Source organism: uncultured Aquitalea sp. (assembly GCF_945957525.1).
In the GTDB taxonomy this organism is placed as follows: Bacteria; Pseudomonadota; Gammaproteobacteria; order Burkholderiales; family Chromobacteriaceae; genus Aquitalea.
On sequence record NZ_CAMFLA010000003.1, the window covers coordinates 124,172 to 150,125 of the forward strand.

Sequence of the window (25,954 nt, forward strand, 5' to 3'; positions counted from 1 at the left end):
AAAGCAACCGGGGGGCGGCTTTGAACCGTTTGCGCAGGGGACAGCGCCGGCGTGGCCGACGCCGCCTGTGGGCTTACTTCTTGGGAGTGAGCATGCCGCCCATTTTGTCGCAGGTGCCTTTGGCCACGTACTTCCAGTCGCCCGGGTCCTTGTCCTTGGTGGCCTGGCCCGCGCAGGAGTGGCTGCCGGTGGCGGAGGCGCAGTCGTTCTTGCCGGCGCTGGCGATGCCGTAACACTTTTCCTTTTCAGCGGCCATGGCGGGGGCGGCGCTGAGCGCGCCCAGAGTAACAACGGCGCCAAGGGCGGAAGCGAGCAGGACTTTGGAAGATTTCATGGTGTTCTCCTTGTGCAGGGGGATAACGTTTTCAGCATGCGGCGGGATGCCGTCCGATTCAAGGGTCAAGCGGTAACGGTTTGTCGGTGCGGATTATTTCATCGGCGCCATGGTGCTGCCGCCCATTTGCTGGCAGCTGCCCTTGGCGACGAATTTCCAGTCGCCCGGATCTTTGTCGGTGCTGGCCTGGCCTTTGCAGCCGTGCGCGCCGGTGGCGGAGGCGCAGTCGTTCATGCCGGCAGTGGCTACGCCGAAACATTTTTCCTGTTCCGCGGCCATGGCCGGGGCGGCGGACAGGGCCGCCAGGGTGACCACGGCGCCAAGCGCGGAAGCCAGCAGGGTTTTGGATGCGTTCATGTCTTTTCTCCTTGAGCGTGTTGCACCGGCGTGTCCGGTGTTCAAGGATCAGTCGCACTGTGGCGGCGGTTCTTACATGGAGTACTGAAAATATTTTCAGTTCCCGTGTTTTCGCTGTATTTGACTGATCTTGAGTGAAGTTTGACGAAGGATTTCGTCTGCTTCTGACCGGTATGTCGCGCCGTCATGCGGCTTCTTACAGCAAGGATGAAAAAAAATCGGACGCCGTTGAGAGCGTCCGATGAGTCAGCGGATGTTGACGACCTTGTGCGTCTGTACTGACAGGCGCCAGCGCGGATGCGCCATGCAGTAGGCGATGGCGGCGCGGGTATTGTCCGCCAGCGCCGGCCCGTCCATCGGCTGCAGATAGAAGGTGTCGAAGTCGAGGCCGGCTACGGTTTCCGGCAACTGGGTCGCTTGCGGATAAACCAGCTTGAGTTCATTGCCGCGCGTCAGCGCCAGCGGCGCGCCGGCCTTGGGGCTGACGCAGATCCAGTCCAGCCCGGCTGGGGCCGGCAGGGTGCCATTGGTTTCCACCGCCACTTCAAAGCCGCGTGCATGCAGGGCGTCGACCAGCGGGGCGTCCAGTTGCAACAGCGGCTCGCCGCCGGTGCACACCACATAGGGCGTGCCGCCGGCATTGGCGGGCCACTCGGCGGCGATGCGCGCCGCCAGTGCTTCGGCTTCGGCAAACTTGCCGCCATCCGGGCCGGTGCCGACAAAGTCGGTATCGCAGAACTGGCAGACCGACTTGGCGCGGTCTTCTTCGCGGCCGGACCACAGATTGCAGCCGGAGAAGCGGCAGAACACCGCTGCGCGGCCAGCCTGACGGCCTTCGCCCTGCAAGGTGTAGAAAATCTCTTTCACGGTGTACATGTCGGCTCCTTACAGCAGCGGCCAGCGCATGTCTTCGTGGAACATCAGCGAGACGCCGGACTCTTCGTTTTCCATCAGGTCGATGCGGGACAGTTCCGGCACCAGCGGCGACAGGTGGGCGTGCACCCATTCCGCCACCGATTGGCTATGGCCGTCGCGCACGCCGGCCAGCTTGTCCAGCGGATTGTGGTCCAGCTGGCGGTAGAGTGGCTTGAAGCGGTCTTTCACATCGCCGAAGTCCAGCAGCCAGCCCATGGTCTTGTCCAGACCGCCGGTCAGCAAGAGGCGCACCAGATAGCTGTGGCCGGTGTAGTGGCCGCTGTCGTCGAAGGGCACGGCGCTTTCAAAGTGCTGCTCTTTCCAGATGCGGAAACGCTGGCCGTCGTACTGACTGCCGGCGGTATGGGTTTCGCGCACTTCCACCCAGCGCAGGCCGTCCAAGCCGGCATCGCGCAGTTGGCCGAACATCCACAACGCGATCACTTCGCTGGTGGGGTTGGCGAGGCCGGCGATGTCGTTCAGATAGGCGTGGTTGAGCCGCGCGAACAAGGGCGCCCAGGCAGCTTCCAGCCGGGCGTGGTCGCATTGGGCGGCATCGGCCACCAGGCGCACGCCGAAACCGTGGCCGTGCAGGCGGCCGCATTTGTGGCCGGCCGGCACATGCGGCAGATGATGGGCGGCTTCAAAACGGGTAGCCAGCCAGGCCAGCGCGGTGCCGTTTTCCAGCATCACGCCGCGATCGGGCGCGCTTTGCAGTTGCAGGGCGGCCGGGCTTGGCAGCGCGTTGGCGATGTGGCGCGCCACGGAGAGATCGTCCGTAGCGGGCAGCAGGCGGTTTAGGTCGCTGTAGTCGAGCGGTGCGACGATGTGTCGCAGCGCATCATGCAGATTCTTGCCGTCGATGTGGGTGACGTCGGCGCGGGCCAGTACGCGGAAGCTATGGCCGTGCACGGCGGCGCGCTTGCCCTGGCCGGGCAGGGCGCGGGCGGCTTCGAAACCGGCGGCGGAGAGCAAGCAGGAAGCGTGCATGATCAGCCCGCCTTTCCGGTGCGGGCCACCAGCGGATCGACAACGCCGGCTTCGGCAAACCCGCGTGCGCGCAGGATGCAGGAGGCGCAATGGCCACAGGGCGGTACTTCACCGTTGTAGCAGGTATGGCTCCAGGCCAGCGCTTCCATGGCGCCTGTCTGCTGGGCCAGCGCCACGGTTTCCGCCTTGCTCATGAACATCAGCGGAGCGTGCAGCTCGACGCGGCTTTCCATGCCAAGGCGAATGGCCAACTGCAGGGCTTGCAGTGTGTTTTCACGGCAGTCCGGATAGCCGGAGTAGTCGGTTTGCGCCACGCCGGTGACGATGTGGCGCGCGCCGCGGGTGTAGCCGAAGGCGGCGGCAAAGGTGAGAAACACCAGGTTGCGGCCGGGTACGAAGGTATTCGGCAGGGCGTCATCGTCGCGCGCGCCTTCTTCCGGTGCGATGCTGTCGTCGGTGAGCGCATTGCCGCCGATGGCGGCGAAGGTGTCGATGGGCAATACGGTCTGGCGCACGCCGGCCAGTCGGGCGATCTTGCTGGCGCAATCCAGCTCTACGCGGTGACGCTGGCCGTAGTCGAAGGTAAGGGCTTCCACATTGTCTTTGCCGAAGCGCTGGATGGCCCAGAACAGGCAGGTAGTGGAGTCCTGGCCGCCAGAGAGGACGACGAGGGCTTTTTCAGGAGTAGTCATGTCGGGTTCCGTCGATAAACAGTCGAGGCTTGTACGGCGCATGGCGCAGGCGGGGCGATGGTTCAGGCCCAGTCGCAAAAGCCCCACACGGGATCGGTCTCACCCGGCGGAGATTGCGATGTTGCGTCTGCTGCGCAAAACACTGAAATATAACAGATTGCTGTTATTGAAGCGAGTTCCGGCCGGCGCCGCTGGCCGGTTGGGCTTGTCGGGCGGCAGGGTTTTGTGTCGATTTCGTTTCAAACACCCGTTTCCTGGCTGATAATCGCTGCAAATCATCCGTTTCCGTCATTTCTTTATGAATCATCCCCGTCTGGCTTTCATCCTGCATGGACAGCGCTGCCCGCGCTCCTTGCCCAATCGTTTGCTGGAAACCTTTTCCCGCGAGTTCCGGGTGGATATCCACATCACCACCTCAGGCTCCAGCGCGGAGGAGCTGGCCTTGGCGGCGGTGACGCAAGGTTGCGACTTTCTGGTGGCGGTGGGCGGCGACGGCACCATTCATGAGGTGATCAACGGCGTGATGCGCGCGCCGGAGGCGTTGCGCGAACGGGTGGCGGTGGGGGCCTTGCCCTATGGCACCGGTAATGACTTTGTGCGTTCGCTGGGCGTCAGCGATTCGGTGTCCCAGCTTTACCGGCTGGTGACGGACCGGCAGGTGCGTCGCATTGATCTTGGCAAGCTCACTCGTGCCGACGGCACGGTGATGTGGTTCGGCAACATCGCATCGGTGGGCATCAGCTCGGCCATTGTCGAGCGGGTGAAGCGCTTGCCGCGCTGGCTGCCGGCGGCGGTGGCTTTCTATTTTTCCATCATCGCCACGCTGCTGAGCTACCGGGCCCGCAAGATGCGGTTGACGCTGGACGGGGTTGCGCAGCCGGAGGAGAGCTGCGTCAGCCTGTGCGTGGCCAACGGGCGTTACTTTGGCAGCGGACTGGGCATCGCGCCCATGGCCCGGCTGGATGACGGCCTGCTGGAGGTGGTGATGATACGCAATGCCAATAGTTGGGATTTCATCCGCTTTTTGCCGACCTTGCGCAAGGCGCAGCCGGTGTTGCATCCCAAGGTGCGCTATCTGAGCGGCAAGGTGGTGGAGCTGGAGGCCGGCGCTAGCGCGGTGGAGGTGGACGGCGAGCTGGCTGGTCAGGCACCGGTGCGCATTGAAGTGGCGGCGAGCGCGCTGCGCTGTCTGTCGGCGCTGGTTTAGTCATGCGCCGCCGGTTGCTGCTGGTGTGCGCGTTGACAAGCAGTCTGGCTTGCCAGGCGGCGGTGATCGTGGCCCCGCAGGATGTTATCGACGACTACCGCGCCATGCTGGCCGGGCATGCGCCGGAACAGGCGCGCCAACTGACCGGCCCGCATGTGCGGCGCGATACGGTGGAGCTGCTGATAACGGTGCAAGCGCTGCGTCAGGGCGGCTATGCCGGGCCGATCCGCTTTACCGCCGCCGACTCTTATGCCCGCACCTTGCTGGATGTGGAAACCGGCCGCGCCGATCTGACCGGCACTTCGGTGTGGGCGCAGGATCTACAAGGTCGCGATCTGGACGCCAGCCTGCCGCTGATTCGCGATGGGCAGTTTTCCGCCGGCTTGTTTGCTGCTTCGGCCAACCTCAAGGCGCTGGGCTGCCGAACGCTGGCCGAGGTGCGGAGTTTGAAGGCGGTGTCCAATCGAGCCTGGACCGTGGACTGGCGCGTACTGAGTTCGATGCGGCTGGCCGGTTTGGAAAACGTGCCGGTGTGGTCGTCCATGGTGCGCATGGTGGCCAGTGGTCGGGTGGATTTCCTGCTGGCGCCGTTCCAGCCGGCGCCGGATGGCAGCCTGTCCACGCCGGACGGCGTTTTGTTGCCGATACAGGGAGTGCGAGTGGTCTTGCCCGGCAGTCGGCATCTGGCTTTGTCGCGGCATGGACCGGACTCGGCGGCGGTGCAAAAGGCGATGCGGCTGGGTTTGGCGGAGTTGGAGAAAGATGGACGAGTGCGCGATTTTTATCGGCAATCCGGTTTCATTACACCGCAGACGGTCAGTTACCGGCGCCTGAATCCCTAGCGCCCGCTACTCCTTGGCGCCGCTTTTTGGGTTCTCCGCGTAGGGTCTTTGCCGCTGTGCTTGGGCGCAGGTTCTCACGAGGTCTTAATTGGTTGCTCCTGGCTTGATGCTTCATGCCGGAGGGCGAAGTTCACATGACAAGGCCGCCTGTCCCAGAGGGACGGCGGCCTTGTTCATGCGGGCTTTGAATGGCTGGAAAAGCCGTTTACGCGCCGAGGCGATGCAACAGTTTTTCTGCTACGGCTTCGGAAGAGGCCGGGTTCTGGCCGGTAATCAGCAACCCGTCTTCCACCACAAACGGTGCCCAGTCCGCTCCCTTGCGGTAAAGGCCACCCTGGGCCTGCAGCGCGTCTTCAACCAGATGCGGCACGATTTGCGTCAGTTGCACGGCGTCTTCTTCGCTATTGGAAAAGCCGGTAACCGCCTTGCCCGCCACCAGCGGCGAGCCATCGGCCTTGCGGGCGTTGACCAGTGCGATGGAGGCGTGGCAAACCGCAGCTACCGGTTTGTCGGCGGCGGCGAAGCGCTCGATCAGGCGCAGCGAGTCGGTGTTGTCCACCAGATCCCACAGCGGGCCGTGGCCGCCGGGGTAGAACACGGCGTCGAAGGCGTCGGCGTTGACATTGGCCAAGGGCAGGGTGTCCGCCAGTTTGGCCTGCAGCGTGGCATCCTGATTGAAGCGCTCGGTGGCGGGAGTGCTGAAAGCCGGATCGGCGCTCTTGGGATCGATCGGCGGCTGACCGCCCTTGGGCGAGGCCAGCGTCACGGCCACGCCCTTGTCTGTCAGCGCGTAGTAAGGCGCGGCGAATTCTTCGATCCAGAAACCGGTTTTATGGCCGGTGTTGCCCAGCTGATCGTGGCTGGTCAGTACAAACAAGACGTTTTTCATGGTGGTCCTCAGATGGGCAAGGTTGGCCGAAGGCTTCGGCCAACCCCTGATGGCATGGGGCTTAGCCCAGCGTCGGATAGTCGGTGTAACCCTTGGCGTCGCCACCGTAGAAGGTGCTGCCGTCCGGCGCGTTCAACGGGGCGTTCTGGCGGAAGCGCTCTACCAGATCCGGGTTGGCGATATAGCTGCGGCCAAAGGCGGCAGCATCGATATAGCCTTGCTGGATCAGCGTTTCCGCCTTTTCCGCGGTGTAGCCGCCGGCGCCGATGATGGCGTGCGGATAGCGTTCACGGATGGCGGCGCGGAAGGCGTCGGTGAGCTTGGGGCCGCCGGCCCAGTCCGGCTCGGAAATGTGCAGGAAGGCCAGTTTGCGTTTGGCCAGCTGCGCTACCACATAGAGCGCCAGTTCTTCCTGATCGGCATTGGACAGGCCGTTGAATACGCCCAGCGGCGAGATGCGGATGCCCACGTGGTCGGCATCCCATTCGGCCACCACCGCGTCCACCACTTCCAGCATGAAGCGGGCGCGGTTTTCGATGCTGCCGCCGTAGGCGTCGGTGCGGACATTGGCTTCCGGCGAGAGGAATTGATCCAGCAGATAGCCGTGCGCACTGTGGATTTCCACCAGATCGAAACCGGCGCGGCGGGCGTTGTCCGTGGCGCGGCGGTAGTCTTCCAGAATGTCGGCCAATTCCGCGATTTCCAGTGCGCGCGGGGTGTCGCAGGGCACGCGGGCCAGGCTGCCGTCCGGCTGGCGCACATTGGTGTTGCTTTCGGCGCGGATGGCGGACGGCGCTACCGGGGCTTCGCCATCCGGCTGCAGCGAGCGGTGGGAAATACGGCCGGTATGCCACAGTTGCAGGGCGATTTTGCCGCCTTTTTCATGCACGGCGGCGTTGACCTTGCTCCAGGCCGCCACTTGCTCTTCGCTGTAGATGCCGGGCGCGCCGGCATAGCCTTTGGCGGTGGGCGAAATATGGGTGCCTTCGGCCACGATCAGGCCGGCGCTGGCGCGCTGGGCATAGTAGAGCGCCGACAAGTCGGTGGGCAGGTCGCCCGGTTCGGTGTTGCGCAAACGGGTGAGCGGGGCCATGGCGACGCGATTGGCGAGGGTGACGGCGCCGAGTTGCAGCGGGGTAAACAGTTTGTCCAGATTCATGGGGCGATGCCTTTCAGTGACGGATCAACGGTCAAAACCAAAGCCCTGTTCGCGGGCGACGGGGGCGACTTGCGGGAAATACACGGAGCGGTAGAACTGGGCCACATTGGCCGACCACGGCTGGCCTTCGGCGCGGCCGATGTCCTGCCAGTAAGCGGCCAGTTGCTGGTCGTATTGCTGGATGCGCTCTTCCAGTCCGGCGGTCTGGTAAGCCTCGGCGTGTACGAAGCTGTCGCGCGGCAGGCGAGGTTTGACGCTGCTGTCCTGGTCCACATAGCCCAGCGCGACGCCGGCGATGGGGAAGGTAAGAGGCGGCAAGGCCAGCAGATTGATCATGGCTTGCGGGTCGCGGCGGATGCCGCCGATGGGCACCACGCCCAGGCCTGCGGCGCGGGCGGCGGTCATCAGGTTGCCCAGTGCGATGCCAGCGTCCACCGCACCAACGGCGAAGCCTTCCACGCTGTCGTGAATCACTTGTTCCTCACCGGCAAGGCGGGCGCCGACGGCGGTTTTGTGGAAGTCCACCACCACGGTGACGAAGACCGGGGCTTGTGCGATCCAGGGTTGGCCACCGGCGATGCGGGCGATTTCGGCGCGGCGGGTCGGGTCCTGTACCACCACCAGCGACACTTGCTGGCCGTTGATGGAGGTGGGGCCGCGCCAGGCGGCGTCGAGCACGGCGTTGAGCACATCGGCCGGGACGGGTTTGTCCAGATAGCTGCGGCTGCTGCGATGCTGTTGCATCAGGTCTAGCGTCGGGTTCATCGTTGTCATCCTGTTGAATAGACCGGTCGTCTAGTTGTTGATCCAAAATAACCCGCCGGTGATGAGGCGGGTAGTCTTGATGGTATTGCCTGTAGCCCAAACTGCCTGATCAGACCTACGACAGGGATTTCAGTGCGTGATTTGAGCGACGTTGTTCTTTAGTTAACGGCAGATGGCGACAAATGCCGGATTTTCAATGCTGACAAGCGCCATCGGGCTGTTTCAGCATCACATCGGTCAGCGCCAGTGCTTGCTGCATCGGCTCCTGACTGTGCTGCACCTTGAACAGTACTGCGCTGCCAACCCACAAGCTGTAGAGGCTGGCGGCGGTGGCTTCGGCCGACAGTCGGGTGCAGAGGCTGCCTTCCTGCTGGCCGCGCAGGATACAGTCGGACAGGCGCTGGATTACCCGGCCCATGCCCTCGGCCAGTGCTTCGCGCATCGGTTCGGACAGATCGGATACTTCGGCCGCCAGCTTGATGGCCAGGCAGCTTTGATTGTCGCCCGTGCACTGGTGGCGATTCAGCCACCCGGCGAAGTAACGCAGCAAACAGTCGCGGGCACTGCCCTGATCGGCCGCCAGCAGTTCCAGCAGGCGCTCGTCGTATTGCAAAAAGTAGCGTCGCAGCATTTCCACGCCGAAGCCTTCCTTCGAGCGGAAATAATGATAGAACGACCCCTTGGGCACGCCGGCGCTGCCGAGAATTTCGGCAAGGCCCACGGCGGAAAACCCCTTGCCGAGGATGATGGCTTCACCGGTGGCGAGGAGATGTTCGCGGGTATCGGAAAACTGGCTGGGACGTGACATGGGCTGAATAGTACTAGACCAGTCGTCTAGTAGTCAAATACTGTGGCAGCGGATTTTCCCGGAGCGGGGGCCGGACAAGCCCGTTGGCTTTGGCAAACCTTGAGCTGGCGGGGCCGGGCTGGGCTGTATCCTCAGTGCAACGCAGCTGCGCCGGCTTGTTTGCCGCCAGCGGGAAACGGGTCCACCTTGCGCGGTTTTACCGCTTTTCGCCGGCCAGCGGCCAGTTCGCCGCCGCGGGTTTGGCTGCCGCTTTGCGGCGGCCCTGGCGTTTTTTCCACCAGATGGCGACCCCGGTGCCGCTGAGCGTGGCCACCGCCAGCCCCATCAGCATGATGAATGCCTTGTAAGGCGCGCCGCCGATGGCTGCCATGTGCAGGCTGGCAAGCCAGCTGCCCAGGGTGTCTCCCCTCGCGCCTTCGGTGGGCAACCAGACATGGCTAAGCGCACCGCTATCGCCATCGAAAGACACTTGCGTGCTGCCCCAGCGCCGGCTGACGTCGAGGCTGCTTCTGACGCTGTAGGTGTAGCGCGCGCTGATGGGATCGTAATAGAGCGCGTATTCGCTCAGCACCTGGAAGCGCTTGTCGCGCGCAAGGGCAGCCATCAGCGCTCTTCCGCGCGCTTGCGCGGCCGGCCAGTCCAGCACCGGGCGATGGGCGGGGTTGGTGGCGACAGTCGGCGCCGGCTGTTCCGCTTGCAAGCTGAACAAGGCATTCATTACTGGCCGGTAAACCTGCGGCAGATTGAAGGACACGCTGCTCCACGCCAGCATGAACAACATGGCCCAGAGCCACAGCGACGACGCTCGATGTACATCGAAAGTGAGTTTGTACGCGCCCCCGCCATGGCGAATGAGCCAGGACACCGCCCAGCGGCGCAGCCAGGGCCTGGCTGGCGCGGCGGCGTTTTTGCGCGCAGGGGCGGGGAAGGTGAGGTAGGCGCCGGCAAAGCAGTCCAGCGACCACAGCAAGGCTGCGCCGCCCAAAATCCATACTCCCGCTTCGTCCAGCGCCAGCGAGTAATGCAGCCGGTAAATGAAGGGCATGAGGTTCTTCAGGCCCTGGCTGGGGTCGCCCCATTTGCGTGCGCCGACAATGGCGCCGGAGTAGGGGTCGACGAAGACCTGATCATCGGTCAAGGCTGGGCCATTGGGGCCGGGGGAGAGGCGGAACAGCAATGTCCGGCCGGGCTGGGTGTCCAGCGGCAGCGCGTTGACGGCGGCTTGCGGATAAGCGGCCTGAACTGTTTTTTGCAGCTGGATCGGGTCGAGCGCCGCTTGGTGCGGTGTGGCGGGTCGGGCGAGGAACAGTTGCGGGCTGCTCAGGCGCTCCAGCTCGTCGTACCAGGCCAGCAGGCTGCCGGTGAGGCCGGCGATCAGCAGGAAAAACGCCATACTGAGCCCGGCCCAGCGGTGGATGAGGACGGCGGTTTGTCGGATGGGCTGTTTCATGCCGGGGCTCTGTCTGTCGGTCTTGATAAGTGTTTGGCGTGGTCAAGCAGGGGCGGAGTTTATTATGAAATGAGAATCATTACTATTTAAATTTGTATGAGCTGCCCGTGCAGTTTCATGGGTTTGCAAGGGTAGTGAGCTTGGTTGCCGGTATGAGCAATGCCCGCCGCCTTGATGGCAGGGCGTTGCCAGGCTTGCCGCGGTGGCTTGCGGCAAGGCACATGCCGGTGGGCCCGAGACAAGGCAAGGAAGGTTGAGTGGTTGACAAACTTTGTTAACAATAATGAGAATGAGTATCATTACTAAAATGAGGCAAAGAAACCTCGCGTTCTTTTTCCAACCACCAGCCTGTGATGTCAGCCATGCCGAGCAAACCAGATCATTCTTTACCCACGATATTCCCGTTTTCCATGCGTCCACTTTGCACCGCCTTACTGATGGCCAGCGCCGGCCTTGCCGCAACGTCTGCCGTTGCAGAGACGCTGGCCGTAGCGCCTCCCGCCAGAACCGAAGTCCCGGTGGAATTGCCGGCGGTGACGGTGTCCGCCGACAGCGGCGGACAAGCGCCAACGGAAATGCTGGACACTTACACCATCAAAAAAAGCGGTTCCGCCAGCCGCTTGAGCCTGTCGCCGCGAGAAACGCCGCAGGCGATGTCCGTGGCCACGCATGCCCGCATGGCCGATTTCAAGCAGGACTCGATCAACGACGTGCTGGCCGGCATTAACGGCGTAACGGTGGAAAAGGTGGAAACCAATCGTACGTACTACACAGCGCGGGGTTTCGACATTACCAACTTCCAGTTTGACGGCGTGGGCGTGCCGATGACCTACGGCCTGCAGTATGGGGATATCGACTCCGCGATGTTCGATCGGGTGGAGGTGGTGAGAGGCGCCAACGGGCTGACCTCGTCCACGGGCAATCCTTCCGCCACGGTCAACTTCATCCGGAAGCGCCCGACCGAGGATTTTCAGGCTTCGGCGGGCGTCACGCTGGGCTCATGGGACACCAAGCGGCTGGATGTGGATGTTTCCGGGCCGCTCAACGAGGCCGGCACGGTGTCCGGCCGCATGGTGGCGGCGCATGAGGACGGCCATTCCTATCTGGATCGCTATCAGCCGTCCAAGAATGTTTTTTACGGCGTCGTAGATGCCAGGCTGAGCGACGTCTCACTGTTGACCCTGGGTTTCAGCCAGCAGAAAACCCACGGCAAAGGGGCGATGTGGGGCGCTTTGCCCCTGTCCTATGGCGATGGCGCCGCCACGCATTACGACGTCGGCGCCAGCACCTCGGCGGACTGGTCCTACCTGGATACCACCGAACAGCGCGCCTTTGCTGAGTTCAGTCGCCAGCTGGGCGGGGGCTGGCAGTGGAAGAGCACACTGGGCTACAACCGCTTTACCAGCGACAGCGCCTTGTTCTACGTCTACGGCAAGCCGGACAAGACCACAGGCGGCGGTTTGTACGCCTACCCTTCGCTGTACGACAGCGTCAACAGCGAAGCTTTCTTCGATAGCAACCTGACCGGGCGGTACCGCTTGGGCGGGCGCGAGCATGAGCTCAATGCCGGCGTGGCGCTATCCCGCTCCAGCCTCGACGATGTCAGTCATTATGGGCAAGGCATCGGCACGGAGCTGTTCGGTTCGCAAGCCTTCGACGGCTCTTTCGCCCGCCCGGCTTTTGATGCCCGCGTGGACGGCAGCAGCTACACGGACAAGCGCAAAACCGTTTACGCCGCCAGCCGGCTGAATCTGAGCGACGGCGTCAAGTTGCTGGTGGGCGCCAACTACACTCAGGCGGAGTCCACCGGTTACAGCTACGGCGCAAGCCATCGGCTTGATCAGTCCGCTGCCTCGCCTTATGCCGGCTTGGTGGTGGATATCAGCGACAATCTTTCGGTTTATGCCAGTCATGCCGGTATTTTTAATCCGCAAACCAAAACCGACGCCAGTGGCGCGACGCTGGCCGCCGCGCGCGGCAAGAGTGATGAGCTGGGTGTGAAGGGAGAGTTTTTCCAGCGCAAGCTGAATGCATCGCTGTCGGTATTTCGGGTGGAGCAGAACAACATAGCCGAGCAGGCGGGTTATGTAGGCGCCCAAGCCTACTATCGCGGCATTGATGCCAAGTCGCAGGGGGTGGAGTTTGAACTTGCCGGCGAGCTGGCGCGAAACTGGCAAGCCAGCTTCGGCATTGTCTCGCAGCGCATCAACGGCGATGGCGGCGAAGCGGTGCGCCTTTATGTGCCGCGCACGCAGTTGCGCGCGTCGACAACTTACCGTTTGCCGCAACTAGAGCGGCTGAAGCTGGGCGCTAGTCTGAATTACCAGAGCAGCACCCGTTACAAAGACGCCGCCATGGCGAGTCAGGGCGGCTATGCGGTATTGAACCTGATGGCAAGCTATGACGTGGACAAGCATCTGACGCTTTCGGCCAACCTGAACAACGTCACCAACCGGAAATATCTGTCCAGCGTGTATTGGGAGCAGGCCTATTACGCCGCGCCAGCCAATGGCAGCGTGTCGGTCAAGTGGAAGTATTGAGCGCACGGCAAGATGGGAAAAAGGCAGGCTTTGGCCTGCCTTTTTCATTGTGCCGCTTCCCGTGGACCGGCCGCTGTGCCGCGCCGCTCATCTGCGCCATGCTTGGCAGTGCAGAACGGGGTGAGGAGGGCGCGAGTTCAAGAAGACTGCAGGAGTGATGATGGCTTGATGCAAGACAAGGGTAGGGGATGCGCTTGTTCATGCATTAGTAGTAGAATGCGACGGTTGTACCCAAAATGCATTTTTGAACGGCCCGGCGATTCGCTATCGTTGTGCCCGGCTCGCATAACCATAAAATCAAGGTATCTCATGAACACTGTACGTGCTATCGCTTCCGCGTCGGCCCTGCTGGCGCTTTCCTTGCCGCTGGTCGCCCAGGCCGAGACTTCCGCTCAGGTCAATCCGTCCATCCTGTCCACCAATAATCAGCTGACCCTGTTCAGCCAGATCCAGAAAGTGGATTACACCGAAAACGGCGGCACCTACGGTTCAGCTCCGGGCCCACTGGACACCGAAAACGGCAGCATCAGCGGCGGCGGCGTTAGCCTGTCCTTCATGGAAGACGCTTTCCTCGGCAACGATTACCTGTACCTGAGCTACAAGCAAGCCAGCGGCAACATCGACTATGTCGGCGCCTATCTGGGCTCCGGCCTGCCTTATGGCTCCTTGCACAGCAGCAGCGGCGCCTCCATCAAGGACTTCTCCATCCGTTACGGCAAGGGCTTTGTCACCGGCGCCAATTCGCTGATCACGCCGTATCTGGAATTCGGCCATCATCGCTGGGATCGTACCCTGACTGCCTTCCAGGAAGAGAACTACAAGCACCGCTACTACGGTCTGGGCGCCAACTATCAGTACGCCGCGACGGACAAGCTGATTCTTTCGGCCAACGTGATGGTGGGCCACACCATGTCGGCGGAGATGGATACCAACTCGGCCGAGTTGCAGTCCACCTCCCTGGGCAACGCTGCCATCGTGCGCGCCGGTCTGGGCGTGGATTACGCGGTGAGCAAGAAGCTGCACCTGAGCGCTACCTACAACTACGAAACCTTCAAGTACGGTCACAGCCAGCTGAACGGCAACGGTTATTACGAGCCGGACAGCACCACCAAATACAACCAGTACACGCTGGGCGTAGGCTACGCTTTCTGATGATGTCGCGGCAGGCGCCTTGCCTGCCCGTGGACAAGACAACGCCCTGCCTTCACGGCGGGGCGTTTTGCATCCGGACGACGGCCAGCCGGCAGGGCAGCGGCTTGGCGTGAAGCCCGCCTTCGGCAAACGCGATCGGCGTACCGGAAGGTTGGCTGGCGATCTGCGCCGGTCAAACCTCGCGGCGATCTTCGCGAAAAGCCTTGGGCAAGTGCATGGCTGCGCCGGGAAAACCACGTCAACGCCGCAAAGCGCGGGGCATTTAGCAGGCTGGTCTGGGCGCTTATCGCGCCTCCCGAGTAGCGGAAAGACTGATCAGCTCGCTATGCACGACCGCGCCCGGCATCATGGCCTGCAGCCCTTCGGCCAACATGGCGCCGGCCTCCTGCAGCGCCGGCAGCGGCATGGCCGGCAGGCTTTCCAGGATGAACCACATGCGTTCGGCACGGGCGTCCAGCCGCGTACGCACGCCTTGCCGCCAGTTCCAGCGACGGCAGGTAACACCGATGTCGTCGCGCCACACCACTTCGCCGACATCGGGCGATTCATTCGCCGGCACGCCTTCCTTCATGGTGTCGAACAGTTCGCTGCCATCCGCTACGGTTAGTCTTGGCGTGCCGACATAAGCGGCCGCGTTTTCGCCGCCCACCGGTATGGCGTAGCGCAGACTGACGGCGTTGTAGAGGTCCACTACCGGATCAATGGCGGGCAGTGCGCCGTCGCGCAGCACCCGTTTGCGCAGCGCCTCGGCCGAGCAGGGAGTGCGCTGCGGCTTGGCGCCGAAGCCGCGGAACACCTCAGCCCAGGCTTGCAGATGCGCTTCCGCCCACGGCGCGCCGCCGGCTTCTACATGGCGGCAGGCCTCGCGCAGCGCCTCGGCGGCCAGCCCGGGATGCTGCAAGGGGGCGGCCTCCACGTAGATGCTCAAGGCACGGAAGCCCGGCGCTATGGCGGCGACGGCGGGATCGATTGACGGATGAAGGGGCGGCATCGGAGAATCCTCTGGTGACTGATTTATCACATGCTAGTGACCAATGACTAAAAAAGTCAATATAACGACCGACTCCGGCGCGGATGCGCGCAGTATCAGCGCCGCCCTGGCCGCGCGGCTGAAGGCGCATCGCAAATCGCGCAAGCTGTCGCTGGACGAGCTATCCCGTCTTGCGGGCGTCAGCAAAGGCATGCTGGTGGAAATCGAAAAGGGCGAGGCCAATCCCAGCATCGCCATCCTGTGCAAGATCGCCGCCGCCCTGGGCGTGTCGGTGGCCGACATCGTCAATGTGGCCAGCGCACCGGCGGTGCATGTGATCGACAGCAAGGACATTCCCACTTTGTGGAGCGGTCCGGCGGGCGGCGCCGCGCGTTTGCTCGCGGGCACCAGCGGGCCGGACATGATAGAGCTGTGGCGCTGGGAGATGCAGCCGGGCGAGGTGTTTGAATCGCCCGGTCACCCGCAAGGCACCTTCGAACTCTTTCACGTGGAGCGGGGCGAATTGAGTTTGCGCGTGGGGGAGAGGCAACTGAGCGTGACGGCAGGCTGCTCGGCGGTGGCCCGCACCGATGCCCCGCATTGCTACGCCAATCAGGGCGAGGAGACGCTGGTGTTTGCCATGACCGTGGCGGAGCTCAGCCAACCCAGATGATGAACGGCAGCGTGTTTAGCCGCTGACGCCATACTTCAGGCGCAATTTGGCCAGCGTGCCATCGCGTTGCAGTCGCTTCAGGGCAATTCGCACTCGCTCCAGGGTGCCGGCCTGTGCATTTTTTGACACCATCACGCACACCTCTTCCGCGCTCAGCAGCGTGGGCAGCAGGCGCACCCGGTCGTTCAGTCCTTCTTCGCGCAGGTACTTTTCCAGCACCACGCCACTGTAATAGATGAAGCGCACTCGGCCCAGCAGCAGCTTTTTCAGACTGGCGCTGATGGAAATGGCGCCGTCGTCGATCCGCAGGCCGCCGCGCGCGCGCAGGAATTCGGCATAGGCCGAACCTTGGGGTACGGCGATCACGCCTTTGTCGCCCAGACGGCGCACATCGTCAAAACCAAGCACCTCAATCGGGTCTTCTTTGCGAACCGCCAGCTGGGTGTACTGGATATACAGCGGCGGCTCTTGAATGACCGCGAAGCGCGACAGCCGCGCAGGGGATTTCACCAGACCGATAAAAACGTCCAGCTTGCCGTTTTCCAGATCGGCCTCAATGCGGCGCAAAGGACGCAATTGATCCTGTCCCTGAAAACCCAGTTCCGGATCGGCCCGGCGCATGGCCTGCATCAACTCTACGCTAAAGCCGGGCAATCGCTTGTTGGCGGGGTCGAATTTGACCGGATTGGCTTCCTGCCCGCTGGTGCGAAGGGTGAGCGGCTCGCCGTTGGCGATGGCGGCGAGTGCGTACAAACAGGCAAATAAAAATGCTGTTCTCATGGCTTTTCCAGCATGTCGGCCAATGCCCGTTTTGAGAGATAGGGGCAAGTTTACCGATGGCGGCATGAAAATGCTCATCATTTGCTCAGAGTTGAGAGAATGCGCCAAACACGGCAGTTTGGCTGCCAATCAGTCTGTTGCTGGTTTGAATGACAAATGACTTAAATTGCTGATTTGAAGTATGTGGTGTTTGTTTTTGTAAAGTTGATGGACAGCGCGGATGCCATGGGTATGCTGGGGGACGACAACCGTCGCCCCGAACGGTTTGATTTCCGTCGTGACATCATGAAAGCAAAAACGATTCTGGCCGGGCTCTTGAGCATCATGGCCCTACACGCGGTCGCTGCGGCTGACGGCGGCGCGCTCTCCATCCGCAAAGGCGTCAGCACCACGCGCTGCCTCCATGACGCCGATGTTCGCGACGATGCCGCCGCGGGCTCCTGCAGCAAGCGCCGCAAAGAGGCCGCCAGGGCAAGGGCCGCCCTGGAGGATACCGGCGTCTCTTTCCTGTACAGCGGCAAATGCGCTTACCGGTTTGCCGAAGGGCAGGCCCCGCATGTTTCCTTGAACGTGAGGAGCGGCCAGCTGACTGATATCTGCTTGCCCGCGGGCTGGCGCTTCCAGGCCACCGCCACCACCAACAACATGAACTGGCAGTTTTCCAGCCTGCCCACCATCGACAACATGATGCTGATGCGGCCGGTTGGCCCCGACGGCGCGGCGGCCACGGTGTGGATTTTCGCCGCTAGGCCGGACGGCAAGGTGCAAAAGCTTACCGTGGATGTCCGCATGACGCGCTGAGTGGCTTCGGCCAACCGCGTTCCCTGCGGACAACGGGCCCATTGCAAAAAACCGGGCTGACACCGGAAGGCGTCAGTCCGGATTTTGTGTCTGCCCTTAGTGCTTACTCTTTCTGCCAGCCACCGCCCAAGGCTAGGAACAGCTTGATTTGATCCTGCGCGATGCGCGCATCGGCGGCGGCCAGGGCTGCCTCCTCCTGCGCCAGATTGCGGTCGGCGTCCAGGCTTTGTTGTACCGGTGCGCGACCGGCCTGGTGTATGCGTCGCGCGTCGTCCGCCAACTGACGGCTGTGCTGGTAGGCGGTTTGCAAGGCCTCGCGCTGACGCCAGTCTTGGCCGTAGGTGTTGAGCGCGGTTTCCGTTTCACGCAGCGCGTTCAGCACCACGCCGTCGAATCTGGCCAGCGCCAGGGCGCTGTCCGCTTCAGCGGAGGCGACGCGGGCGCGCGCGCCGCTGTCGGGAATTCGCCAGCTGATCAGCGGCCCCAGCCCGAAGTGCGCAGTGCGACCGGAGCCGAGGTCTTCCAGCACACCGGTATAACTGGCGGACAGACCGAAGCTGATTTCAGGGTAAAGCTCGGCAGTACGCACACCGATAACGGCCACGGCGCCGGCCAGTTGGCGTTCTGCCTGGCGCACGTCTGGGCGGCGTTGCAGCAGCGAGCGGCCATCGCCCACCGGAATGGGGCGGGAAAGCGCGGGTTCCGTGTCGCAAGCGGGCAGCGTTTCGGCGGCTGCCGGCGGCTGGCCTTGCAGGGCGGCCAGTTGCAGGCGGCTGGTCTGGCGTTCTGCCTCCAGCGGCGGCAGTTGCGCCGCCTGCTGGGCCACTTGTTCCTGCGCGCGTTGCAGGTCGCTGTCCGTCAGTCGACCGGCGGTGCGCTGGCGTTGCGCCAGCGCCAGCGAGCGGCGGCTCAGGGCCAGTTGACGCTGGTGGATGGCGAGGGCATGCCCGGCCGAGCATTGGCGCAGGTAGGCGCGGGCGGTTTCCGCCGCCACGGTGACGCGGGCGGCGTCCACTGCGGCGGCCACGGCTTCGCTGTTGGCCTGCGCCGCTTCTTCGGCGCGGCGGAATTTTCCGAACAGGTCAAACTGGTAGGCGGCGCTGAAGCCCTCGTCGCCCACGTTGATCACCGGCATTTTTTCGTTGATGAGGTAGCTTTCGCCCGAGAAACGGCTGCGCTGCATGGCGGCGGAAATTTCCGCATGCGGGCCTTGCTCGGCCTTGACGCCGGTTTCCTGCGCCAGCGCCTTGCGCAGATTGGCCTCGGCTGCGCGCAGGTCGGTATTGGCCTTGAGCGCCCGTTCTACCTGCGCGTTGAGTTTTTCATCCTGATACAAACGCCACCATTGGCCGGCCGGCGCATCGGGCGAGGTGAGTCCGCCGGCAGGCGGGGTCAGCGCCCGCTGGGCGTACGGAGAGGACAGCGCCGCTTCTGCGGGCAGGTGGTAGTCGGGGCCGACGCTGGCACAACCGGCCAGCGCGGCCAGCGGCGGAATCAGCCAGAGCGTGCGTTTCACTGACGGCCTCCGTTTTTCTCGTCCAGCACCACGGTGACCGTGCGGCCGGCGATCAGGCGGACATCGCCGGGCACGGCGTCCAGGCTTACCCGTACCGGAATGCGCTGTGCCAGCCGTACCCAGTTGAAGGTGGGGTTGACGTTGGGTAGCAGTGAGCTGCCTTCATTGCGGTCGCGGTCTTCAATGCCGGCGGCGATGCTGCTGACGTGCCCGCGCAGCACGCCACCGCCCATGATGCGCAGCTCGGCCGGCTGGCCAAGGCGGATGCGGTTGAGCTTGGTTTCTTCAAAGTAGCCGTCCACGTGGAAGGAGGCCGCGTCCACCAGCGATAGCGCCGGCTTGCCGGTGAGGACGTAGTCGCCGGCGCGCGGCAGGCGGTCGTTGACATAGCCGTCCACCGGGCTGGTGATGACGGTACGCTGCAGGTTGAGTTCGGCCAGTTCCACCGCGCTGCGGGCGGCGGCCAGCGAGGCGGACTCTTCGGCTAGCCGGGTGTTGCCTTGTTCCACGGTTTCGGCGGCCAACAGATCGGACAGGGATTTGTTGCGCGAGGCTTCGCGCTGGGCTTGGCTCAGGCTGGCTTCGGTCTTGCGCAGGGCGGCCTGTGCCTGGGTCAGCGCCAGCCGGTAACGGGCCTGATCCACCACAAACAGCACCTGGCCGCGCTTCACCAGCTGGTTGTCGCGCACCTTCACCTCGCTGATCAGGCCGGCCACATCCGGCGCCACCGTCACCACATTGGCGCGGATGCGGCCGTCTCGCGTCCACGGTGCGGCGGTGTAGTAGTCCCACAGGTGTTGTCCTACCACGATAGCCACCGCCACCGTGGCCAGCGTCAGGGCCACCGGGCCCGCTTTTTTCTTCCAGTTGTTCATTATCGCCATCCGTGCGTCAGTGCGGTCAGTGCGCCCAGTACGATCACGTACAGGGCAAAGTTCATAAGGGAGCGGTGCCATACCAGCCGGTAAAAACCGATGTGGGCCAGCAGAACGCGCAGCAGCGCGGTAATGCCGAAGGCCAGCGTCATCATCAGGAGCAGGCTGGGGAAATACACCCCGTAAATTTCGAATTCGCCAATCACGCGGCGTCTCCTTGTGTTGTTGGCTCGCCGGGTCGGGCCGGGTCGGGCGCGCCCTGGAACAGGGTCAGCCTCAGTTCCACCAGCGCATGCAGTACGATGGGCAATTGCGCTTGTCTGCCGCCGGCGCCGTTAGTCAGCGCCAGCGCGCTGTCCAGACTATGCAGCAGGCTTGTCGGAGCGGGCCGGGTGCGGCCCTGCTCGGCCTGATGCTGAAAGTGTCGGCCCAGTTGATCCAGCACCTGCCGGGTGGCGACGTCGATGTTGTCGGAAAGATGTCCGAGCGCGCGCTGCAGATGCAGGGCGGCAAAGCCCACGCGCAGTTCGCCGAAGGCCGTGTGGATGTGGTTGGGCTCGCCGGACGCTAGCCGGGGAATAAGCTGGCCCAGCCGGTCAAGAAGGCGGGAGGTGAGCCGGGCGTGGGCGGCGTCCGGCAGCGGCGACGCGCATTCGGCCAGATCCCGCCAGTTGGCTTTCTGCAGCCGTTTGATGGCCATTTCCACGCCAAAGGGTCGTACCAGCTTGTTGAAGAAAAGTGCGAACAGCACGCCCGCCACCGTGGCGACGTTGCCGTTGAAGAAAGCGGTGAAGTCGGTGTCGTACGCGCCTTGCAGGCTGAGGAAGGTGGCGGTGTTCACCGTCAGCATCATGGCGATGGTGGTGAATTGCGGCCGGGTAAACAGCGTGCCCGCCAGCAGGAAGGGCAGCGCCAGCATCATCACCAGCATTTCAAAGGTGTAGGCCGAAGGAATCACCAGAAACAGCAGGATGGTGGTGAAAGCTATGCTGACCACCGCGCCCCAGAGGAAGGTACGCATCATCGGCACCGGTTCGTCCAGCGAGGCGAAGAAGCAAGACACGATAGCCACCATGATGACTGCGCCGGCGCCGTCCACCCAACCGATGTTGATCCACAGCAGGCAGGCCAGAAAGATGGCGGCGGCGGCAATCAGCGAGGAGAACGCGATCATGCCGTAATCCACGTGCCGCGCCTTGCCGTTGATGGGCCAGTGGCGGTAAGCCGGCTTCCAGCCCAGATTGTCGTGCGGGTGGGCGATGTTCCATTGCAGTTGCCGGCAGTCCAGCCACAGGTTAACCAGCGCTTGCAGCCGCGCCACCGCGTGGGCGCGCACCAGCTCGCTCCAGCCCAGCGGCTTGCCGCCGGCGCGCGTCTGCATGCCAAGCCGGCGCTGGATCAGCGCGGCCTTGCGTCGGGAAAGCTGCGCGTCCTGTTCGCCCATCCATTCGCTGATGTCGCCCAGGTCGGCCAGCATGGCGTCGCTGATGCCGTCGCTGCGTTTTTGCAGCGCCTGCCGGGTAGTGGTGAGTGAGGACAGCACCGGCAGCAGCATGCTCATGCGGCCGCGCAGGGCGCGCGCTTGCGACACGGTGCGAAAACTTGGGGCGTCGTAGGACAGGTGCGAGATGAAGTGCTCCAGCGACTGGATGTCCGCCGCCAGTCGGGGGCGAACGGCGGCGCTGTCTGCCGGCGCGGGCGACAGCAGGCCGGCCGCCCAGTGGCGGGCGTCTTCCAGCCAGCTGTGAATGCGGGCGGAGAAAATCTTGTCCACTTTGCCGGGCAGCACCAGGGCCGACACCACACTGGCGCAGACGATGCCCAGCACGATTTCCTCGCTGCGGGCCACGGCGGTATTGAACACTTCCTGCGGCTGATTGAGGCCCGGCAGGGCGATCATCGGCAAACTGTAGGCGGACAGCATGAACAGATAGCTGCGCGGCGTGCGGTCCAGCAGCGATACGGTCAGTAGGGTGCCGGTCCACAGCGCCACCGCCAGGCTCAGCAGGACGGGCGCGTCCACCAGCAAGGGCACCAGCAGTACGGCGGCGGATGCGCCCAGCAGCGTGCCGCCCACCCGGTAGGCCGCCTTGGAACGAGTGGCCCCGCTCAGCGGGTTGGCCACCACGTACACCGTGGCCATGGCCCAGTACGGGCGCGGCAGGGACAGCGCCATCGCCAGATACAGGGCCAGCATGGAGGCGGCGAAGGCTTTCAGTGAAAACAGCCAGTCGCGCCAGGAAGGCAGGGTCACGCGTCAGTCCTCCGCCGGCGTCTTGAACGCCTTTTCTACAGCGTCGAACACTTTCAGCGTGGCTTCAAGCTCGTGTTTGCCGATATCGGCAAACACTTGCGCGCGCAGGGCGATCAGCCTGGCTTCGACGTCGGCGCGCAGCGCGCTGCCGGCTTCGGTATACCACAGGGTGTTGGAGCGGCGGTCGCTGGGGGATTTCTCGCGGCGGATCAGCCCGGCGTTGGCCAGTTGATCCAGCAAACGCACCAGCGAAGAGCCTTCGATGCCGATTTCCTCGGCCAGCGCGATCTGGTTGCAGCCTTCGCCCAGGCGGCCGATGAAGTAGAGCGCCGACATTTCCGGTTCGGTGAGGCCGGCGCCGGACAAGGATTGCTGCACAACGTGACGCCACTTGAGCCCGACATGAAAGATGGCGCGGGAGACATTCTGGCGAATGAGATCGATTTCCTGCATTTTATTTCCATTCAAATGATTTGAATTCAAATCAATTATTGATCAGGCAAATCGCTTTGGCAAGCGCGTTGTGGCGGAGTAGGGGCGGATGCGGGAAATCCGCCGCCACGCGCTGTGCCTGTCGCTCTATAATCTGGCCATTCTCAGGGCGCAGGCCCTGCCATTCGCCACCCGCGCAGCCCCGAACCCTCGGGGCTGGCGCGTTTTCACCCGCCGCGCGGTCGTAGCGCCGGCCCGGCGGGCCGCTACTGGAGCCCGGCCATGTCCGCCATTCACCCTGTAGACGTCCTGATCGGACGTTTGCCGAAGACCGAACTGCATCTGCACATTGAAGGCACGCTGGAGCCGGAACTGATGTTCGAACTGGCGCGCCGCAACGGCGTCAGCCTGCCCTACGCCGATATCGCCAGCCTGCGCGCGGCCTATGACTTCAATAATCTGCAGTCCTTTCTCGATCTCTACTATGCCGGGGCGGATGTGCTGCGCACCGAGCAGGATTTCTATGACTTGAGCCGGGCCTATCTGCAGCGCGCCCATCAGGACGGCGTGGTGCACACCGAGATCTTTTTCGATCCACAAACCCACACCGCGCGCGGTATTCCCTTTGCCGTGGTTTATCAAGGCATCCGTCGCGCGCTGGATCAGGCGCAGGCGGAATGGGGCATCAGCTCGCGGTTGATCATGAGCTTCTTGCGCCACTTGAGCGAAGACGAAGGCTTTGCCGTGCTGGAACAGGCCGTTCCCCATCTGGCCGGCATTGACGGCGTTGGGCTCGATTCCAGCGAGTTCGGTCATCCGCCGTCCAAGTTTGCCCGTCTGTTTGCCCGTTGTCGGGAGCTTGGTCTGCCGTGCGTGGCGCACGCCGGCGAAGAAGGGCCGGCCGCCTATGTACTGGAAGCGCTGGATGTACTGAAGGTGTGCCGCATCGACCACGGCGTGCGCAGCCTGGAAGACCCGGCGCTGGTGGCGCGGCTGGCCGCCGAACGCATGCCGCTGACGGTCTGCCCCCTGTCCAACATCAAGCTCAAGGTCTACGCCGACTTGGCGGAGCACCCGCTGCGCCGCATGCTGCAGGCCGGCCTGGCTGCCATGGTCAACTCGGACGACCCTGCTTATTTTGGCGGCTATCTGGGCGAAAACCTGCTGGCCTGCCGCCGCGCGCTGGACCTGAGCGCGGAAGAGGTTGTGCAACTGGCCCGCAACAGTTTCGAAGCCAGTTGGCTGCCGCCGGCAGTCAAAGCCGACTGGCAGCGCGTCATCTCCGGCATTGTCGGGGACTGGCGCGCCGAGCAGGCAGCCTGAACCCCTCACAGCGCACAACAAAAAGCCCGGCCATGCCGGGCTTTTTGCTTGCAGGCTGCGCACACCGCTTGCAGCGGGCGGCGCAGCGAAGCAGGGCAATTTCAACGGGGGCCTCAATACGCGAATTGGGGCGCAGTGATGCAAATTTCCTACATCGGCCCTGCTGTCTTGCCCGGAAACTTTGCGCTAGCTCCAAGAAAACGACAAAAAAAATGACTTGTTCATATTCAGGCGGGATAATCGCTTGGAATTGTTTCTACACTCAGTCATCAATCGCTTCCGTTCTTGGGGATGTGCATGAAAACCAGACTTTCCATTTATGGCGGCCTGCTGGCGCTGGCTTTGCTGGCCGGTTGTGCCGCGCCGCAACAGCAGCAGGGCGTCAGCATCAGTCAGACTTCTCGCGGCGTGGAGATCAGCTCCAGCGATTCCATCCTGTTTGATTCCGGCAAGTACGAGATCAACAGCGGCGGCGGCGTGTTTCTCGACCGCGTGGCCGACCTGTTGAAAAACAAGACCCGCAACAGCGTCATCATCGAAGGCCATACCGACAACGTCGGCCGCGCTGATTACAACCAGGAACTGTCCGAGCTGCGCGCCTTGTCGGTGGCCAAGGCGCTGGTGGATCGAGGCGTGTCCAAAACCCGCATGAAAGCGCAGGGCTACGGCGCCAGCCGCCCGGTGGCGGACAATGGCAGCGAAGCCGGGCGCCGCCGCAACCGCCGCACCGACATCATCATCTTGGGCGAGAAAAAAGAAAATCTGGGCAACGACCCCTTCGCCGATCTGGTAGGCAAGATCAAGAACCTGTTCCAGTAATCCCCCCGTCAGCGGATCGCATGAGCCGATCCGCCGCCAAAACAAGAAAGATGCTGCCATGGCCGACTGTTCAGCCTGCCACAAACCCAATCCCGAGCACGCCAAGTTCTGCCAGTACTGCGGCGCGACGCAAGCCGCTCCAGCAGGCGATCCCGCCTGCGCGAGCTGCGGCAAGCCCAATCCGCCGGGGCGCAAATTTTGCGCCGGCTGCGGCACACGCTTGCAAGCCGCAGCCAGCCCGACGCCCGAGCCGGTGCTTGCCGCGTCGCCCGCCATCAATTGTCCGCATTGTTCTGCGGTGAATGACGCCAAGCGCAAATTCTGCGCCCAGTGCGGCGGCGGCTTGCAAGCGACTGCGGCAGCGGTTGAACCTGCACCGGTGACCCGCGTCGAGCCGGAAATCACCGAACCCGCCGCGCCGGCAACGTTGGCCGAAGCGCCGCAGCAGTCGGCAGCGGAAGCCGTGCCGGTTGTCGAGCCTGCTCCGGTGACCCACGTCGAACCGGAAATCACCGAACCCGCCGCGCCGGCAACGTTGGCCGAAGCGCCGCAGCAGCCTGTGGCGGTGGCCGAGCCGGTCGTCGAGCCTGCTCCGATGACCCACGTCGAGCCGGAAATCACCGAACCCGTAGCACCAGCAACGTTGGCCGAAGCGCCGCAGCAGCCTGTGGCGGAGGCCGAGCCGGTTATCGAGCCTGCACCGGTGACCCACGTCGAGCCGGAAATCACCAAACCCGTAGCGCCGGCAATGTTGGCCGAAGCGCCGCAGCAGCCTGTGGCGGAAGTCGCCGAGCCGGTAGCGATTGCCGTGAAAACAGCACCCGCCCCGACCTTGTCGGTGTTCACGCAAGAAAAAGCCTCCGACCCGCAGCCGGAGCCCGCCCAAACCAAGGGAGACAAGCCGTCCTCGCGCAAATGGATCTACCTTGCCGCGGCCGGAGCGGCCGGGGTGCTCGTGGCGGTGGCCGGGGTCATGCTGAGCAGCCGCATGCCGACGATGACACCAACAACGAAAGGCGTGAACGCCAGCGCGCCCGCAGCGCAAGCGCCGCAGACGCTGGCGCCGGGCACGCACATTGTGGACAGCAAGGACGCTTCCGAGCCTGCGCCGCTGCCGCCGCTCAAGCAGGCAGCCAGCGCGCCCGCAGCCAGCGCGCCGGCCAGCGACGCCGCTCCGCTTGTTCCCGCCGCGCCGGCAGCGCCAGAGAAGCCGGTCAGACAGGCCGCGCCCAATCCCGAGCCGCCCATGCCGCCGGAAACCGATGCCGCGCCGGTGAAGAAGGCCGACAGCAAGGTGCATGAAGCCAAGAGCGCGGAGGCAAAGAAGCCTGCGACCAAGGCCGACAATTCGGTGGAAGCGCTGCGAAAGAAGAAAGAAGAGCTGCTCAAGCAGCTTCGTCAAAGCAACTGA

General features: G+C 63.5%; 26 protein-coding genes and 1 pseudogene. 9 read left to right on the top strand and 18 right to left on the bottom strand.

The features are described from left to right. Positions 1 to 73: 73 nt before the first annotated feature. The 6 genes and pseudogenes from Q0P52_RS03895 to queC form a co-directional block, all read right to left on the bottom strand. A complete protein-coding gene (locus Q0P52_RS03895; RefSeq protein WP_293765092.1) occupies positions 74 to 334 on the bottom strand; it encodes a DUF2282 domain-containing protein in 261 nt (86 codons plus the stop codon). Positions 335 to 427: 93 nt separating this feature from the next. After that, on the bottom strand, positions 428 to 691 hold the full coding sequence (locus Q0P52_RS03900) for a DUF2282 domain-containing protein (protein ID WP_293765094.1): 264 nt from the start codon (positions 689 to 691) through the stop codon (positions 428 to 430). A gap of 246 nt (positions 692 to 937) precedes the next feature. Continuing rightward, on the bottom strand, positions 938 to 1,567 hold the full coding sequence (gene queE, locus Q0P52_RS03905; RefSeq protein WP_293765096.1) for a 7-carboxy-7-deazaguanine synthase: 630 nt from the start codon (positions 1,565 to 1,567) through the stop codon (positions 938 to 940). Positions 1,568 to 1,576: 9 nt separating this feature from the next. Then, positions 1,577 to 1,903 (bottom strand): 6-carboxytetrahydropterin synthase, encoded by a 327-nt coding sequence (locus Q0P52_RS03910; RefSeq protein WP_293765171.1) that lies wholly within the window; start codon positions 1,901 to 1,903, stop codon positions 1,577 to 1,579. A gap of 39 nt (positions 1,904 to 1,942) precedes the next feature. Further along, positions 1,943 to 2,296 (bottom strand): annotated as a pseudogene (locus Q0P52_RS03915) (6-carboxytetrahydropterin synthase); the annotation flags it as partial. 302 nt (positions 2,297 to 2,598) lie between these two features. Continuing rightward, the gene (gene queC / locus Q0P52_RS03920) at positions 2,599 to 3,288 is read right to left on the bottom strand and encodes a 7-cyano-7-deazaguanine synthase QueC (protein ID WP_293765098.1); all 690 of its coding nucleotides are present in this window, start codon (positions 3,286 to 3,288) and stop codon (positions 2,599 to 2,601) included. A 298-nt stretch (positions 3,289 to 3,586) separates the two neighbouring features. Here queC and Q0P52_RS03925 point away from each other — a divergent pair, with 298 nt between their 5' ends. Beyond that, positions 3,587 to 4,495 carry a diacylglycerol kinase family protein gene (locus tag Q0P52_RS03925; protein WP_293765100.1) on the top strand — a complete coding sequence of 303 codons (909 nt, stop codon included), beginning with the start codon at positions 3,587 to 3,589 and terminating at the stop codon, positions 4,493 to 4,495. Positions 4,496 to 4,497: 2 nt separating this feature from the next. Next, positions 4,498 to 5,337 (top strand): hypothetical protein, encoded by an 840-nt coding sequence (locus Q0P52_RS03930; RefSeq protein ID WP_293765102.1) that lies wholly within the window; start codon positions 4,498 to 4,500, stop codon positions 5,335 to 5,337. A 205-nt stretch (positions 5,338 to 5,542) separates the two neighbouring features. Here Q0P52_RS03930 and Q0P52_RS03935 read toward each other — a convergent pair whose 3' ends face one another. The 5 genes from Q0P52_RS03935 to Q0P52_RS03955 form a co-directional block, all read right to left on the bottom strand. Further along, the gene (locus tag Q0P52_RS03935) at positions 5,543 to 6,226 is read right to left on the bottom strand and encodes a type 1 glutamine amidotransferase domain-containing protein (RefSeq protein ID WP_293765104.1); all 684 of its coding nucleotides are present in this window, start codon (positions 6,224 to 6,226) and stop codon (positions 5,543 to 5,545) included. 61 nt (positions 6,227 to 6,287) lie between these two features. Further along, on the bottom strand, positions 6,288 to 7,385 hold the full coding sequence (gene nemA / locus Q0P52_RS03940) for an N-ethylmaleimide reductase (RefSeq protein WP_293765106.1): 1,098 nt from the start codon (positions 7,383 to 7,385) through the stop codon (positions 6,288 to 6,290). A 24-nt stretch (positions 7,386 to 7,409) separates the two neighbouring features. Continuing rightward, the gene (locus Q0P52_RS03945) at positions 7,410 to 8,150 is read right to left on the bottom strand and encodes an NADPH-dependent oxidoreductase (protein ID WP_293765108.1); all 741 of its coding nucleotides are present in this window, start codon (positions 8,148 to 8,150) and stop codon (positions 7,410 to 7,412) included. Between the two features lie 193 nt (positions 8,151 to 8,343). Continuing rightward, a complete protein-coding gene (locus Q0P52_RS03950; protein WP_293765110.1) occupies positions 8,344 to 8,958 on the bottom strand; it encodes a TetR/AcrR family transcriptional regulator in 615 nt (204 codons plus the stop codon). A 196-nt stretch (positions 8,959 to 9,154) separates the two neighbouring features. Continuing rightward, complete coding sequence (locus Q0P52_RS03955) at positions 9,155 to 10,408, bottom strand: PepSY-associated TM helix domain-containing protein (protein ID WP_293765112.1); 1,254 nt, start codon at positions 10,406 to 10,408, stop codon at positions 9,155 to 9,157. Between the two features lie 410 nt (positions 10,409 to 10,818). Here Q0P52_RS03955 and Q0P52_RS03960 point away from each other — a divergent pair, with 410 nt between their 5' ends. Both Q0P52_RS03960 and Q0P52_RS03965 read left to right on the top strand, forming a co-directional pair. Next, positions 10,819 to 12,948, top strand: a complete 2,130-nt coding sequence (locus tag Q0P52_RS03960) for a TonB-dependent siderophore receptor (RefSeq protein WP_293765113.1) — start codon at positions 10,819 to 10,821, stop codon at positions 12,946 to 12,948. 309 nt (positions 12,949 to 13,257) lie between these two features. Continuing rightward, positions 13,258 to 14,100: an outer membrane beta-barrel protein gene (locus tag Q0P52_RS03965; RefSeq protein ID WP_293765115.1), complete on the top strand. Its 843-nt coding sequence runs from the start codon at positions 13,258 to 13,260 to the stop codon at positions 14,098 to 14,100. Between the two features lie 283 nt (positions 14,101 to 14,383). On the opposite strand, the gene Q0P52_RS03970 is transcribed toward Q0P52_RS03965, so the two are convergent. Next, positions 14,384 to 15,091 (bottom strand): B3/4 domain-containing protein, encoded by a 708-nt coding sequence (locus tag Q0P52_RS03970; RefSeq protein ID WP_293765116.1) that lies wholly within the window; start codon positions 15,089 to 15,091, stop codon positions 14,384 to 14,386. Positions 15,092 to 15,134: 43 nt separating this feature from the next. On the opposite strand from Q0P52_RS03970, the gene Q0P52_RS03975 reads away from it, so the two are divergent. Further along, positions 15,135 to 15,743 carry a helix-turn-helix domain-containing protein gene (locus Q0P52_RS03975; protein ID WP_293765118.1) on the top strand — a complete coding sequence of 203 codons (609 nt, stop codon included), beginning with the start codon at positions 15,135 to 15,137 and terminating at the stop codon, positions 15,741 to 15,743. A gap of 15 nt (positions 15,744 to 15,758) precedes the next feature. Here the strand turns inward: Q0P52_RS03975 and Q0P52_RS03980 are convergent, their stop codons facing one another. Then, positions 15,759 to 16,523: a transporter substrate-binding domain-containing protein gene (locus Q0P52_RS03980; RefSeq protein WP_293765120.1), complete on the bottom strand. Its 765-nt coding sequence runs from the start codon at positions 16,521 to 16,523 to the stop codon at positions 15,759 to 15,761. Between the two features lie 186 nt (positions 16,524 to 16,709). Between Q0P52_RS03980 and Q0P52_RS03985 the strand changes: the two genes are divergently transcribed. Then, on the top strand, positions 16,710 to 17,324 hold the full coding sequence (locus Q0P52_RS03985) for a hypothetical protein (RefSeq protein ID WP_293813658.1): 615 nt from the start codon (positions 16,710 to 16,712) through the stop codon (positions 17,322 to 17,324). Positions 17,325 to 17,427: 103 nt separating this feature from the next. Here the strand turns inward: Q0P52_RS03985 and Q0P52_RS03990 are convergent, their stop codons facing one another. Genes Q0P52_RS03990 through Q0P52_RS04010 form a run of 5 tightly spaced genes read right to left on the bottom strand, consistent with a single transcriptional unit; the run spans position 17,428 to position 22,422 of the window. Then, positions 17,428 to 18,840, bottom strand: a complete 1,413-nt coding sequence (locus Q0P52_RS03990; protein WP_293765124.1) for an efflux transporter outer membrane subunit — start codon at positions 18,838 to 18,840, stop codon at positions 17,428 to 17,430. Further along, positions 18,837 to 19,715, bottom strand: a complete 879-nt coding sequence (locus Q0P52_RS03995) for an efflux RND transporter periplasmic adaptor subunit (protein WP_293765126.1) — start codon at positions 19,713 to 19,715, stop codon at positions 18,837 to 18,839. The genes Q0P52_RS03990 and Q0P52_RS03995 overlap by 4 nt, the downstream gene beginning before the upstream one ends. After that, the gene (locus Q0P52_RS04000) at positions 19,715 to 19,921 is read right to left on the bottom strand and encodes a DUF1656 domain-containing protein (RefSeq protein WP_293765128.1); all 207 of its coding nucleotides are present in this window, start codon (positions 19,919 to 19,921) and stop codon (positions 19,715 to 19,717) included. Before Q0P52_RS04000 ends, Q0P52_RS03995 begins: the two co-directional genes overlap by 1 nt. Beyond that, positions 19,918 to 21,969 carry an FUSC family protein gene (locus Q0P52_RS04005; RefSeq protein WP_293765130.1) on the bottom strand — a complete coding sequence of 684 codons (2,052 nt, stop codon included), beginning with the start codon at positions 21,967 to 21,969 and terminating at the stop codon, positions 19,918 to 19,920. The genes Q0P52_RS04000 and Q0P52_RS04005 overlap by 4 nt, the downstream gene beginning before the upstream one ends. A gap of 3 nt (positions 21,970 to 21,972) precedes the next feature. Next, a complete protein-coding gene (locus tag Q0P52_RS04010) occupies positions 21,973 to 22,422 on the bottom strand; it encodes a MarR family winged helix-turn-helix transcriptional regulator (RefSeq protein ID WP_293765131.1) in 450 nt (149 codons plus the stop codon). A 261-nt stretch (positions 22,423 to 22,683) separates the two neighbouring features. On the opposite strand from Q0P52_RS04010, the gene Q0P52_RS04015 reads away from it, so the two are divergent. The 3 genes from Q0P52_RS04015 (at position 22,684) to Q0P52_RS04025 (ending at position 25,954) form a co-directional block, all read left to right on the top strand. Further along, the gene (locus Q0P52_RS04015; RefSeq protein WP_293765132.1) at positions 22,684 to 23,724 is read left to right on the top strand and encodes an adenosine deaminase; all 1,041 of its coding nucleotides are present in this window, start codon (positions 22,684 to 22,686) and stop codon (positions 23,722 to 23,724) included. 297 nt (positions 23,725 to 24,021) lie between these two features. Then, positions 24,022 to 24,543, top strand: coding sequence for an OmpA family protein (locus tag Q0P52_RS04020; RefSeq protein WP_293765133.1), 522 nt, complete (start codon positions 24,022 to 24,024; stop codon positions 24,541 to 24,543). A 58-nt stretch (positions 24,544 to 24,601) separates the two neighbouring features. Beyond that, positions 24,602 to 25,954, top strand: a complete 1,353-nt coding sequence (locus Q0P52_RS04025) for a zinc ribbon domain-containing protein (protein WP_293765135.1) — start codon at positions 24,602 to 24,604, stop codon at positions 25,952 to 25,954.

What these genes read in the sequence shown, in the direction of transcription:
- Q0P52_RS03895 (WP_293765092.1), bottom strand. Translation starts at nt 334, where the DNA reads ATGAAATCTTCCAAAGTCCTGCTCGCTTCCGCCCTTGGCGCCGTTGTT.
- Q0P52_RS03900 (WP_293765094.1), bottom strand. Translation starts at nt 691, where the DNA reads ATGAACGCATCCAAAACCCTGCTGGCTTCCGCGCTTGGCGCCGTGGTC.
- queE (WP_293765096.1), bottom strand. Translation starts at nt 1,567, where the DNA reads ATGTACACCGTGAAAGAGATTTTCTACACCTTGCAGGGCGAAGGCCGT.
- queC (WP_293765098.1), bottom strand. Translation starts at nt 3,288, where the DNA reads ATGACTACTCCTGAAAAAGCCCTCGTCGTCCTCTCTGGCGGCCAGGAC.
- Q0P52_RS03925 (WP_293765100.1), top strand. Translation starts at nt 3,587, where the DNA reads ATGAATCATCCCCGTCTGGCTTTCATCCTGCATGGACAGCGCTGCCCG.
- Q0P52_RS03930 (WP_293765102.1), top strand. Translation starts at nt 4,498, where the DNA reads ATGCGCCGCCGGTTGCTGCTGGTGTGCGCGTTGACAAGCAGTCTGGCT.
- Q0P52_RS03935 (WP_293765104.1), bottom strand. Translation starts at nt 6,226, where the DNA reads ATGAAAAACGTCTTGTTTGTACTGACCAGCCACGATCAGCTGGGCAAC.
- nemA (WP_293765106.1), bottom strand. Translation starts at nt 7,385, where the DNA reads ATGAATCTGGACAAACTGTTTACCCCGCTGCAACTCGGCGCCGTCACC.
- Q0P52_RS03945 (WP_293765108.1), bottom strand. Translation starts at nt 8,150, where the DNA reads ATGAACCCGACGCTAGACCTGATGCAACAGCATCGCAGCAGCCGCAGC.
- Q0P52_RS03950 (WP_293765110.1), bottom strand. Translation starts at nt 8,958, where the DNA reads ATGTCACGTCCCAGCCAGTTTTCCGATACCCGCGAACATCTCCTCGCC.
- Q0P52_RS03955 (WP_293765112.1), bottom strand. Translation starts at nt 10,408, where the DNA reads ATGAAACAGCCCATCCGACAAACCGCCGTCCTCATCCACCGCTGGGCC.
- Q0P52_RS03960 (WP_293765113.1), top strand. Translation starts at nt 10,819, where the DNA reads ATGCGTCCACTTTGCACCGCCTTACTGATGGCCAGCGCCGGCCTTGCC.
- Q0P52_RS03965 (WP_293765115.1), top strand. Translation starts at nt 13,258, where the DNA reads ATGAACACTGTACGTGCTATCGCTTCCGCGTCGGCCCTGCTGGCGCTT.
- Q0P52_RS03970 (WP_293765116.1), bottom strand. Translation starts at nt 15,091, where the DNA reads ATGCCGCCCCTTCATCCGTCAATCGATCCCGCCGTCGCCGCCATAGCG.
- Q0P52_RS03975 (WP_293765118.1), top strand. Translation starts at nt 15,135, where the DNA reads ATGACTAAAAAAGTCAATATAACGACCGACTCCGGCGCGGATGCGCGC.
- Q0P52_RS03980 (WP_293765120.1), bottom strand. Translation starts at nt 16,523, where the DNA reads ATGAGAACAGCATTTTTATTTGCCTGTTTGTACGCACTCGCCGCCATC.
- Q0P52_RS03995 (WP_293765126.1), bottom strand. Translation starts at nt 19,715, where the DNA reads ATGAACAACTGGAAGAAAAAAGCGGGCCCGGTGGCCCTGACGCTGGCC.
- Q0P52_RS04010 (WP_293765131.1), bottom strand. Translation starts at nt 22,422, where the DNA reads ATGCAGGAAATCGATCTCATTCGCCAGAATGTCTCCCGCGCCATCTTT.
- Q0P52_RS04015 (WP_293765132.1), top strand. Translation starts at nt 22,684, where the DNA reads ATGTCCGCCATTCACCCTGTAGACGTCCTGATCGGACGTTTGCCGAAG.
- Q0P52_RS04020 (WP_293765133.1), top strand. Translation starts at nt 24,022, where the DNA reads ATGAAAACCAGACTTTCCATTTATGGCGGCCTGCTGGCGCTGGCTTTG.
- Q0P52_RS04025 (WP_293765135.1), top strand. Translation starts at nt 24,602, where the DNA reads ATGGCCGACTGTTCAGCCTGCCACAAACCCAATCCCGAGCACGCCAAG.